This window comes from Pseudomonas sp. Pse1 (assembly GCF_024519635.1).
Classification (GTDB): Bacteria; Pseudomonadota; Gammaproteobacteria; order Pseudomonadales; family Pseudomonadaceae; genus Aquipseudomonas.
The window spans coordinates 1-11,165 of sequence record NZ_JALJRO010000017.1; the positions used below are offsets into that span (position 1 = coordinate 1).

Annotated in this window: 11 protein-coding genes; 5 read left to right on the forward strand and 6 right to left on the reverse strand. The window is 61.2% G+C overall.

All coding sequences use genetic code 11. The features are described 5' to 3' along the window. The first annotated feature begins 301 nt into the window (after positions 1-301). The gene (locus NR126_RS21525) at positions 302-2,251 is read left to right on the forward strand and encodes an ATP-dependent DNA helicase RecQ (RefSeq protein WP_256831217.1); all 1,950 of its coding nucleotides are present in this window, start codon (positions 302-304) and stop codon (positions 2,249-2,251) included. Between the two features lie 87 nt (positions 2,252-2,338). After that, positions 2,339-2,767, forward strand: coding sequence for a thioesterase family protein (locus tag NR126_RS21530; protein ID WP_027617273.1), 429 nt, complete (start codon positions 2,339-2,341; stop codon positions 2,765-2,767). 53 nt (positions 2,768-2,820) lie between these two features. Here the strand turns inward: NR126_RS21530 and NR126_RS21535 are convergent, their stop codons facing one another. The 4 genes from NR126_RS21535 to NR126_RS21550 form a co-directional block, all read right to left on the reverse strand. Continuing rightward, a complete protein-coding gene (locus NR126_RS21535) occupies positions 2,821-3,315 on the reverse strand; it encodes a glycine zipper domain-containing protein (protein ID WP_105754106.1) in 495 nt (164 codons plus the stop codon). A gap of 199 nt (positions 3,316-3,514) precedes the next feature. Then, the gene (locus NR126_RS21540) at positions 3,515-5,863 is read right to left on the reverse strand and encodes an FdhF/YdeP family oxidoreductase (protein ID WP_256831219.1); all 2,349 of its coding nucleotides are present in this window, start codon (positions 5,861-5,863) and stop codon (positions 3,515-3,517) included. Further along, positions 5,860-6,699 carry a formate dehydrogenase accessory sulfurtransferase FdhD gene (gene fdhD / locus NR126_RS21545; protein ID WP_105754105.1) on the reverse strand — a complete coding sequence of 280 codons (840 nt, stop codon included), beginning with the start codon at positions 6,697-6,699 and terminating at the stop codon, positions 5,860-5,862. The genes NR126_RS21540 and fdhD overlap by 4 nt, the downstream gene beginning before the upstream one ends. A gap of 97 nt (positions 6,700-6,796) precedes the next feature. Beyond that, entirely contained in the window at positions 6,797-7,684 is an 888-nt protein-coding gene (locus tag NR126_RS21550; RefSeq protein WP_027617277.1) for a LysR family transcriptional regulator, read from the reverse strand. A gap of 136 nt (positions 7,685-7,820) precedes the next feature. On the opposite strand from NR126_RS21550, the gene lysM reads away from it, so the two are divergent. After that, positions 7,821-8,261 carry a peptidoglycan-binding protein LysM gene (gene lysM / locus NR126_RS21555; RefSeq protein WP_027617278.1) on the forward strand — a complete coding sequence of 147 codons (441 nt, stop codon included), beginning with the start codon at positions 7,821-7,823 and terminating at the stop codon, positions 8,259-8,261. Positions 8,262-8,312: 51 nt separating this feature from the next. Here the strand turns inward: lysM and yrfG are convergent, their stop codons facing one another. Then, the gene (gene yrfG / locus NR126_RS21560; RefSeq protein WP_256831222.1) at positions 8,313-8,975 is read right to left on the reverse strand and encodes a GMP/IMP nucleotidase; all 663 of its coding nucleotides are present in this window, start codon (positions 8,973-8,975) and stop codon (positions 8,313-8,315) included. A gap of 88 nt (positions 8,976-9,063) precedes the next feature. Between yrfG and nudE the strand changes: the two genes are divergently transcribed. Together nudE and cysQ are read left to right on the forward strand one after the other, a co-directional pair. Continuing rightward, on the forward strand, positions 9,064-9,630 hold the full coding sequence (nudE, locus tag NR126_RS21565; protein ID WP_027617280.1) for an ADP compounds hydrolase NudE: 567 nt from the start codon (positions 9,064-9,066) through the stop codon (positions 9,628-9,630). Beyond that, positions 9,627-10,454, forward strand: coding sequence for a 3'(2'),5'-bisphosphate nucleotidase CysQ (cysQ, locus tag NR126_RS21570; RefSeq protein ID WP_256831227.1), 828 nt, complete (start codon positions 9,627-9,629; stop codon positions 10,452-10,454). Before nudE ends, cysQ begins: the two co-directional genes overlap by 4 nt. A 220-nt stretch (positions 10,455-10,674) precedes the next feature. Here the strand turns inward: cysQ and NR126_RS21575 are convergent, their stop codons facing one another. Continuing rightward, positions 10,675-11,130, reverse strand: coding sequence for a YiiD C-terminal domain-containing protein (locus NR126_RS21575; protein WP_105754102.1), 456 nt, complete (start codon positions 11,128-11,130; stop codon positions 10,675-10,677). Positions 11,131-11,165: the final 35 nt, after the last annotated feature.

An 11,165-nucleotide genomic window follows, 5' to 3' on the forward strand; every position in this document is an offset into this window, starting at 1 on the left:
GGCCTGCCTGACGGCAGGCCATTACCGGCCCGCACACAAAAAATCTGACAGTCCCCGGGCGGCAACCACTCGGGTTTCCCACGTTCATGTGGGTTACTGTGCGCAATACGCTGCGCTAATCCAGTCAGGTTGAGTCAGGCATTTCTTGGTGATGTGCCAGATTATTCAAGGCCCATGCAACGCGGGCGGTGGGACTTTCTCCCTGTATCATCCGGAATCTTTTTGACCCCGAGCTTTTCTCGACGTGTTGCGTTCGCCCGCTAGGCTTTCGACACCGCAGCCGTCAACGGAGTGACCGCATATGCACCACACCCTCCAACAGGTCTTTGGTTATCCACAGTTTCGTCCCGGCCAGGAGGCAGCGATCAGTGCAGTTCTGGCCGGGCGTTCGGCGGCGGCGATTTTCCCCACCGGCTCTGGCAAATCCTTGTGTTATCAATTGTCGGCTCTGCTGTTGCCGCATCTGACGCTGGTGGTCTCGCCGTTGCTGGCGTTGATGCAGGATCAACTGGCGTTTCTGCAGCGCCACGGGATTACCGCCGGCAGTATCGATTCGGCGCAGAGCCGTGACGACGCCAATGAGGTGATGGCACGGGCGCGCAGCGGTGAGCTGAAGATCCTGATGATTTCCGTGGAGCGCCTGAAGAACGAGCGCTTCCGGCACTTCCTTCAGCAAGTACCTATTTCTTTGCTGGTGGTGGACGAGGCGCACTGCATCTCAGAATGGGGGCATAATTTTCGTCCGGATTACCTGAAGCTGCCGGACTACCAGCGCCAGTTCAACATTCCTCAAACCTTGCTGTTGACCGCCACCGCCACGCCGCAGGTGATTGCCGACATGCAGGAAAAATTCGCCATTGACGCTGGCGATGTGGTGACCACCGGTTTCTACCGACCCAACCTCAACTTGCTGGTTGAACCCGTGCGCGGCCAGGACAAGCGTCGCCGTCTGTTGGAGTGGATGAGCCCGCGTGCCGGGCAACCGAGCATCGTCTATGTCACCTTGCAGAAAACCGCCGAGCAGATTGCCGAGCACCTGACCCGCAACGGGCTCGAGGCGCAGGCTTATCACGCTGGATTGCCCCACGAGCAGCGCGAGGCGATCCAGCGTCGATTCATGGCCGGGGAGTCCAATTGCATCGTCGCCACCATCGCCTTCGGCATGGGGATCGACAAGAGCGATATCCGTAACGTGGTGCATTTCGACCTGCCGAAATCGATCGAAAACTACAGCCAGGAAATCGGCCGCGCCGGACGTGACGGACTCCCCTCCGATTGCCTGGTGCTGGCCAATCGCGACAGCCTGAATGTCCTGGAAAACTTTGTGTATGGCGACACACCGGAACTGGATGGCATCCGCCATGTGCTGGATGAGTTACTGGCGGCCGCGCCGGACGCGCAGTGGGAATTTTTGCTGGGGCCGCTGGCCGATCACAGCAATATCCGTCAGTTGCCGCTCAAGACCTTGCTGGTGCAGCTTGAATTGAAGCGCTTGATTGCGCCGCGTTATGCCTACTTTGCCGAGTACCGGTTCAAATACCTGCTGGAGCCGGAGGATTTGCTCGCGCGGTTCGAGGGCGAGCGCCGGGAATTTGTCCGGGCCATCATCCAGACTTCCGATCGTAAGCGAACCTGGGCCACGGTGAATTTCGACGCGCTGTACTTGCAGCATCAGGCGGAGCGCAGCCGGGTGGTCAAGGCTCTGGATTACTTTCAGGAAAAGGGGTGGGTAGAACTGGAAAGCAAACAGATGACCGAGGTCTACAGCCTGCTGCAGGGTGACTTCGATGCGCGAGCAGTGAGTCTGGAGTTGTTTGCCTACTTCACCCGACACGAATGCACGGAAATTGCCCGCATCCACGCGATGCTCGATCTGTTCGCGACCGAGCGCTGCCTCGGCCAGCGCCTGGCGCACTACTTCGGCGACGACAAGGCTCCCGAACAGTGCGGACATTGTTCGGTGTGCCTGGGGCAGGTCGCTCATTTGCCACCGCCGCCCAAATTGCCGGCGCTTGTGGATAAAAACTTTGATGCCTTATGTGGCGATTTTATCCACAAGCACCAAAGCCACTGCGGCCAGGCACCTGGCGCGGAGCGACTGACGCGCTTCCTCTGCGGAATCAGCGTGCCGCTGTTTACCCGGCTCAAGGCCAGGGCAATTCCGGGGTTCGCGGCGCTGGAGGACTATCCCTATGCCGAAGTGCGGGCCTGGGCCCAGAGCCATCTGGCGGCCAGTGCATCCAGCGGCTGAATGGCGGCCATCAGGGTTATCCCTTCAAAAAGCGTGGCGGCCTGACTATGGTGATCGCTGGATGCCCATTCATTGCCAGGAAACCCTATGACCGACCGCATGCCGCAACGCTCCGACTACCAACACTTCCAGCCGATCATCACGCGTTGGCACGACAACGATGTCTACGGACATGTGAACAACGTGACCTACTACAGCTTCTTTGACACGGCGGTGAACACCTACCTGATCGAAGTCGGTGGCCTGGATATCCATGACGGTGAGGTGGTCGGCTTCGTGGTCAGTTCGGCCTGCGATTACTTTGCCTCGATTGCCTTTCCCGAGCGCATCGAGATCGGCTTGCGCGTCGGCAAGCTGGGCAACAGTTCGGTGCAGTACGAATTGGCGGTGTTCAAGGCGGGAGAGGAGGACGCCTGCGCGGCAGGGCGCTTTGTTCACGTGTTTGTCGATCGGTCGTCGAATCAGCCAGTGCCGATTCCTGACCAGTTGCGCGAGGCGTTGCAGCGGCTGGTGTAACGAAAAATCGCAGCCCGAGGGCTGCGATTTTCGTTTGGCAATTCACTGATTCATCAGTCGCGATAGTGGCGATGCTTGTGCTTGCGATGCCCGTAGGCATGACCGCGGCCCGGGTGGCCGTCACGGTAGTAGCGACGGTCGTCACGACCACCGCGGTAGCGACGGCCGTCATCACGGTCTTCGTCGTCGTACTTGTTACCCATGTAGTTACCCAGTGCACCACCGGCACCACCACCGGCAGCGGCGCCGATCAGGCTGCCGGTGCTGCCACCGACACTGCGGCCCACCACGTTGCCGCCTGCCGCGCCGAGCGCGCCGCCGATGGCTGCTTCGCCACGGCTGTGTTTGTTGGCACCCACCGCACTACCACCCGCACCGCCCAGTGCGGCACCAATGGTCGAGCCGGTATTGCCGCCCAGCGACTGACCGACGACTGAGCCGAGAACCCCGCCCAATGCGCCGCCCACACCTGCTTCAGTGGTGCCTCCAGCTGACGCGACGCCACTGATCAGGCCAAGGGACAACAAGAGAATCGAGGAGAACTTCATAGAGGAGCCTCAAAGGGATGACGAGGCGATCCTGAGGCTGTGACAGCATCGTTACAATCGGAATCCGACGAGTAACACGACTTGTGCACAATTAGCTAAGTTATTGTTTTATAGAGGGAACTTAATGGATTTTCGCAGGTCTATGGTTACTTGAGACAGGCCGCTTTCCCCATAAAGCGGCCTTTTTTGTGGGCGATGTTTACGCCGATTTGCTGAGGATCAAGCCATTGTCGCTGGCCGCTTCCAGGCGGATCGCGACGAATTTCGAGGTCGGCGTATGGCTGCCATCGCCGATGCTTTCCAGTGGCACCAGCGGGTTCACTTCCGGGTAATAGGCGGCTGCCTGTCCTGCCGGAATGTCGAACGCCAGCAGCGTGAAGCCCTTCACTCGCCGCTCCACGCCATCGTCCCACAGCGATACGATATCGGCCTTCTGTCCTGGCTTGAAGCCCAGGCGAATGATGTCGGCTTCGTTGACGAACAGCACATCGCGCTGACCCTTGACCCCGCGGTAACGATCATTGAGGCCATAGATGGTGGTGTTGTACTGATCGTGGGAACGCATTGATTGCATGATCAGGTCCGGCGACTGTCCTGTTGCGCGGGTACGTTCGTGGATCAGGTCGAGGGGCAGGCTATTGGGGCGGAAATTGGCGCGGCCGGAAGCGGTGTTCCAGCGTCGCTCACCGGCGCTGTTGCCCAGGTAGAAGCCACCCGGATGCTGGATCTTCTGGTTGAAGTCCTTGAAGGCCGGAATGGTCTCGGCGATCAACTCGCGGATGCGTCGGTAATCGCCCACCAGCCAATTCCAGTCCACCGGCGTGTCGCCCAGAGTAGCGGCGGCGATACCCGCGATGATGGCAGGTTCCGAGCGCATTTGCCGGGACAGCGCGTCCAACTGGCCATTAGAGGCATGCACCATGCTGAACGAGTCTTCTACCGTCACCGCTTGTGCGCCTTCGGTTTGCAGGTCGATGTCCGTGCGCCCGAGGCACGGCAGGATCAACGCATCCTTGCCGTGGGCCAGGTGGCTGCGGTTGAGCTTGGTGCTGATTTGTACCGTCAGCTCGCAGTTGCTCAAGGCCTGGAAGGTGCGCGGGCTGTCCGGTGTGGCCTGGGCGAAATTGCCGCCGAGGGCGATGAACACTTTCGAACGCTTTTCGAGCATCGCGTGAATGGCTTCGACCACGTTGTGGCCGTTGTCCCGTGGCACCTTGAACTGGAAGCGTTTCTCCAGCGCATCGAGAAACGCCGCCGGTGGCCGCTCGTTGATGCCCATGGTGCGGTCGCCCTGCACGTTACTGTGGCCGCGCACCGGGCACAGGCCGGCGCCGGGGCGGCCGATGTTGCCGCGCAGCAGCATCAGGTTGGCGATTTCCTGGATGGTCGCCACTGAATGACGATGTTGGGTGATGCCCATCGCCCAGCACATGATCACCTTCTTGCCGGTGACATACATGCGTGCTGCTTGCTCGACTTCCACCAGGCTCAGGCCGGATTGCTGGACGATCTGCTCCCACGGGGTGTCATCGACGACGGCCAGGTAGTCCAGCAGATTGACGCTGTGCTCATTGAGAAAGGCGTGATCGAACACTGCCGGCGCGCCAGCCTTTTGCGCATCGCGTTCCCATTGCAGAAGGAACTTGGCCATGCCGCGCATCAGCGCCATGTCGCCGCCCAGTGCCGGGCGCAGGTACGCGGTGTTGGTCGGCTTGTCGCCGTTGGTGAGCATTTCGATTGGCTTCTGCGGATTCTGGAAGCGTTCCAGACCACGTTCCTTGAGCGGGTTGATGCACACCACTTGCGCGCCGCGCTTCACTGCTTCGCGCAGCGGTTCAAGCATGCGTGGGTGGTTGGTGCCGGGGTTCTGGCCCCAGACGAAAATCGCATCGGCATGCTCGAAGTCGGCGTAGGTCACGGTGCCTTTGCCGACGCCCACACTCTGCGACAGCGCCACACCACTGGCCTCATGGCACATGTTCGAACAGTCGGGGAAGTTGTTGGTGCCATAGGCGCGCACAAACAATTGATAGAGGAACGCCGCTTCGTTGCTCGCCCGGCCCGAGGTGTAGAACTCGGCCTGATTGGGGCTCGACAGACCGCGCAAGTGTTTGGCGATCAGAGCAAAGGCAGCGTCCCAGCTGATTGGCTGGTAGCGGTCGGTCTCGGCGTCGTAACGCATGGGTTCGGTGATGCGGCCCTGGTATTCAAGCCAGTAGTCGCTCTGCGCCAGCAGCGAGGTGACGCTGTGTTTGGCGAAGAACGCCGGATCAACCCGACGCTTGGTGGCTTCCCAGTTGACGGCCTTGGCGCCGTTTTCGCAGAACATCACCATGCCGCCTTCCAGCGAGTCGCCCCAGGCGCAACCCGGACAGTCGAATCCGCCGTTCTTGTTGGTCTTGAGCATCATCCGCAGGTTTTTCAGCGCGTTGTCGCTGGTCAACCAGGCCTGGGCAACGCTTTTCAGCGCGCCCCAGCCACCGGCCGGACCTTTGTAGGGTTTGTAACGCGGAACGGGTGTCTGGTCGGCTTGACGGTGTTGGCTCACGCTTGATTCTCCGACGCCGGGCTGTAGACCCGTGGGGCGTTTTTCTGTGGCAAATGGATGAGATTGAGGTTGTGTCGACGCGCCCATTGCACGGCCAGGCCGGTGGGCGCCGACAGGCTGACCAGGGTCTGGATGCCGGCGCGCAGCGCTTTCTGGATCAATTCCAGGCTGCAGCGGCTGGTGACGATCGCCAGCCCGCCGGCGGTCGGGATGTTCTGCCGGGCCAGGGCGCCGATCAGCTTGTCGAGGGCGTTGTGTCGGCCGATGTCTTCACGGCCCAGCAGCAACTCGCCACGTTCGTTCATGAACACCGCCGCATGCACGGCGCCGCAGTGCTGGCCCAAAGGTTGGAAGGCGCTGATGCGCTGGCGCAGGCCGTCGAGCCACTGCGCGGGCGGCAAGGGCGCGCCGGGTAATACTTCGAGTTGGGGCAGGGCCTGTTCCACCGCCTCGACCCCACACAGTCCGCAACCGCTGGTCCCGGCCAATTGCCGACGCTGGCGCTTGAGCTGCCAGAACGCGCGGCTGGCGATATTGACCTGAGCGTATTGCGCCGAGCCACTGCCGCTGAGCTGAATGTCGTAGATGTCCGCCAGCTCACTGACAATACCGCTGCCCAGACTGAAGCCGACAATGAAGTCCTGCAGATCGCTGGGGGTCACCAGCATCACCGCCTGGCTGATGCCGTTGTAGGCGATGGCCAGCGCCACTTCCTCCGCCAGCGCGGTGTCGGCGGATTCGTCGCGATCCAGGTTGCAGTACTGGTAGTTCTGACTGGCGGCGGGCGCGGCCGTTTCGGCGGCGGGCGCCGCGCAGGTCGGGCGCTTGGTATTCATGGGGCGTTACCGGCGGCGGTTTATCCAGCTTCCAGCCTATGCGCGACAAAGTGTCGCGTCTAATTGCTATTACTGATCTACCGATAGATGGCGTCGATCAAGAGCTTGCCATTGATCGTTGGTAAAAGGCGAAACAGGCCTCGGCCAATGCCGAGCGAGGGGCGCTGCGCCGCATGATCAGGCCCAGTCGGCTAAGGGTTTGTGCGTTTTCGATGGGTTGCAGGCGCAGGTGCTCGGTCAAGGACTCCAGGCCGCCGGTCAGCGGCATGACGGCGCAGCAGAGGCCGCCGTGCACCGCCTGCAACAGTTGATGGACCGCGTCGGTTTGCAGCAGCGGTTGCGGACTCAAACCGCGACTGTGGAAATTGTGGTCAATGGACTGGCGAAAGTGCATGCCGCTGGTGAGCATGCCCAGTGGCAATTCGATCAGTGCCTCCCAGCTCAAGGGGGTGTCGCCGAAGCTGAAAAAACGCTGGTCATAGAGCAAGCCCATATGGGTTTCGCTGAAGGCCAGAGAGTCGAAGCGTTCACCGTCCAGGCGCTCCAGGTAGGACACCCCGAGATCGAGGCGGTTGTTCGCCAGTTGTTCGAGGATCTGCTCGGAGCTCAGTGCCGACAATTCAAAGCGCAGGTTGGGGTGCTCGGCATGCAGCTGTTGCATCAGCGGCACAGGGTCGAAGCTCGACAGCGGCACCACGCCCAGGCGCAGGGTGCCGACCAGGTTGCCGCGACAGGCGGCGGCTTCGGCCTGCAAGCCATCACACGCCGCCAGTACCGTGCGCGCCCACGCCAGAACCCGTTCGCCCGGGGCGGTAAAGCCCTCGAAGCGCTGGCCGCGATTGACCAGCGGCAGGTCGAGTTCTTCTTCGAGGTTGCGCAAGCGCATCGACAGAGTCGGCTGAGTGATGTGGCAGCGCGCGGCGGCCTGGCCGAAATGCCGGGTCTCGTCGAGGGCGATGAGGAATTTCAGTTGTTTGATGTCCATCTTCGGTCCTCGGCGCGCTGGAGAGCGGATTCTAGCGGCTGGCTTGACCTGCGTCATTGGTCGGTTGGCAGCCGCACGACGTAGAGTTGGTCTAGGCTTTCGCGACCGGACCAATGAAACCCAAGGAGAGTGCACCATGAGTCTTTTGAGCTTTGTCAAAGAAGCAGGCGAAAAACTGCTGGATCTGCTGACACCGGGTAACGCCAATGCGAGCGAGCAGTTGAAGGAACACATCAGCAAGGTCGGCCTGGGCAATCCCAACGTGCAGGCCACGGTAGAGGGTGACAAGGTCACTGTGACCGGCGAAGTCGCCAGTCAGGAAGAGAAAGAGAAAATCCTCCTGGCGGTGGGCAATATCGAGGGTGTGGGCAGTGTCGACGATCAGATCACCGTGACCGGGCCGGTGGTTGCCGCGGCGCGATTTGTGGTGGTGAAGAAGGGCGATACCCTGAGCGCGATTTCCCTGGCGGTGTATGGCAACGCCAACCACTACAACAAGATTTTTGAAGCCAACAAACCCATGCTCAAGGACGTGAACAAGATCTATCCAGGACAGACTCTGCGTATTCCTGACTAACCCATCCAGCGTCTCCCACAGAGTGCCCATCGCTCTGTGGGAGTGCTGTCGCTAGAGCCCTTCGATCAACTGCCGATAATCCCCCACCGCCGCAAACTCGGCCGTGTCCTTGGGTGCCTTGCGGCTGTCCGGCACGCTGACCGCGAGTAAGTGCCCAACACCAAAATCCCGCGCACTGCGCAGAATCGGCAGGGTGTCGTCGATGAATAGGCTGCGGCTCGGGTCAAAGCCGATATCAGCCTGCAGTGCGTCCCAGAATTGCCGGTTTTCCTTGGGGAAACCGTAGTCGTGGGAGCTGATCAGCCGCTCGAAGTACGGTGCCAGTTCAATTCTTTTCAGTTTCAGCGACAGCGAATCGCGGTGCGCGTTGGTGATCAGGATCACCCGCTTGCCAGCCTGTTTGATCGCCGCCAGAAAGGTATCGGCGTCCGGGCGCATGGCGATCAGGTGCGCGGTTTCCAGCTTCAGCTCGCGCACCGGCAGTTTCAGTTCGCTGCTCCAGAAATCCAGGCAATACCATTTCAATTGGCCAGCGTTGCGCTCGAACAGCGGCTGCATTTCCAGCTCGGCCATCGCCCGGCTGATGCCATGCAGTTCGGCGTAGCGCTGGGGCAGGTGTTCCATCCAGAAATGGTTGTCGTAGTGCAGATCAAGCAGGGTGCCGTCCATATCCAGCAGAACGGTATCGATGTCGCGCCAGGGCAGTGTGGGCATCGCGGACTTCTCCAGCGGTAAACAAATATCCGACATAAACAATCAGGACAGGCCGGGTATAGTAACCCGTTCACGTCAAGGAGCCGCCATGCGCCAGAAACCCGAAGTCCTCGCCCGCGAAATCGTCGCCACCAGCCGTCTGTTTTGCGTTGAAGCGGTCCAGCTGCGTTTCTCCAATGGCGTCGAGCGTACCTATGAGCGTTTGGTTGGCAAGGGCGCAGGCTATGGCGCGGTGATGATCGTAGCAATGCTCGATGCAGACCACGCGGTGCTGGTCGAGGAGTATTGCGGCGGCACTGATGCCTATGAAATGTCATTGCCCAAGGGCTTGATCGAGCCCGGCGAAGACGTGTTGGCCGCCGCCGAGCGCGAGCTCAAGGAAGAAGCCGGGTTTGGCGCCCGGCAACTTGAGCACTTGACCGAGTTGTCGCTGTCGCCGGGCTATATGAGCCAGAAGATCCAGGTGGTGCTGGCCACCGATCTTTACGAAGAACGCCTCGAAGGCGACGAGCCGGAGCCGATGCGCGTTGATCGGGTCAATCTGCGCGAGCTGGCGGCGCTGGCGCAGAACCCGCAATTCACCGAAGGGCGCGCCCTGGCGGCACTCTATCTGGCCCGTGACCTGCTGACCCAGCGTGGAGCCTTCCAGCCATGAATTTTCCCCATCCATTGATGGCGCCGGTGATCGAGTTGGCCCTGCAGGCGGGTGAGGCAATCCTGCCGTTCTGGCGCAGCGGTACCGATGTGCTGACCAAGGCCGACGATTCTCCAGTGACCGCTGCGGACCTGGCGGCGCACCACCTGATTGTCGCCGGTTTGACGGCGCTGGATCCGGGTATCCCGGTGCTCTCGGAAGAGGACGCCAACATTCCCCAAGCCGTGCGCGCCGGCTGGCAGCGTTGGTGGCTGGTGGACCCGCTGGACGGCACCAAGGAATTCATCGCCGGCAGTGAAGAGTTCACCGTCAACATCGCCCTGATCGAAAACGGGCGAGTGGTGTTCGGCGTGGTGTCGATGCCCACCAACGGTCGCTGCTATTTCGGCGGTGCCGGGCTCGGCGCCTGGCGCGCAGACAAAGACGCTGTACCGTTGCCGATCCAGGTCCGCGAAACACCGCCGGCAGGAGAGGCATTCACCGTGGTTGCCAGCCGCCGCCATTCCAGCCCGGAACAAGAGCGATTGCTGGCGGGCTTGAGTGCCAGCCTGGGTGAATTGCAGCTGGCGAACATCGGCAGTTCGTTGAAGTTCTGCCTGCTGGCCGAAGGTGCTGCGGATTGTTATCCGCGGTTGGCGCCGACGTCCCAGTGGGACACCGCCGCAGCCCAAGGCGTGCTCGAAGGCGCGGGTGGCGAGGTGCTGGAGTTGAGCGGCGCTCCGTTCAGCTATCCACCGCGAGAGTCGTTGCTCAATGCCTTTTTCCTGGCCTTGCCGGCGCAGGCGGTGTGGCGCGAAAAGCTGCTGGAACTGGCGCGGGCCTGAGATTTCAAAGTCGCTCATCAAACCTGTAGGAGCCGGCTTGCCTGATGCGCCCTGGTGTGGCGATTCGCTGGCAAGCCAGCTCCAGGTCTGCGTCGTGTACGGCATTCCACAAAGCCTACCAGGAGCAGCCCGGGCGGCGTTCCGCTGCTCGCGATGAGGCAATCAGCCACACCGCATCTCATGGCTGGCAGCCAGTTTCCAGAGGAGAGAAGGTTGGCTATCAGCGGTGCAACACATACTGCCCGCTGAAGGTTACTGCTGATTCATCGCTGCCAGCGTTGACGATCCGCGTCTGCAGGGTCAGGCGGGCCCGGCCGTAGCGTTGGTACATCGTCAGAAATTTCTTCCAGACCGTCGCATCGGGTGCATCGCACAGGGCAATCGCGTCGCCGGTGACCGGCAGCGGGTAGTTGATCTGGCCTTCCTGAATCACGATATGGCCGTCCTCGATGCCGGCTTCACGCAGGCGCAGATGCAGCCAGCCCCAGCCCGCCAATACCGCGCCGCAATACAGGCTGCCGCCGAACATGGTGCTCTTGTGATTGACGTTGGCCGCCAGCGGCAGGTGCAGGCGCAGTTGCTGGTCCTGCCAGTCGAGCACCGTGAGGCCCATCTCCCGGGTCAGGGGGATGTCGTGGTGCAGGATCGATTCCAGGTAACGGCTGTCGCGGTTCATGCAGGGGCCTCAAGCAAAAGATTGATCGGCACGGC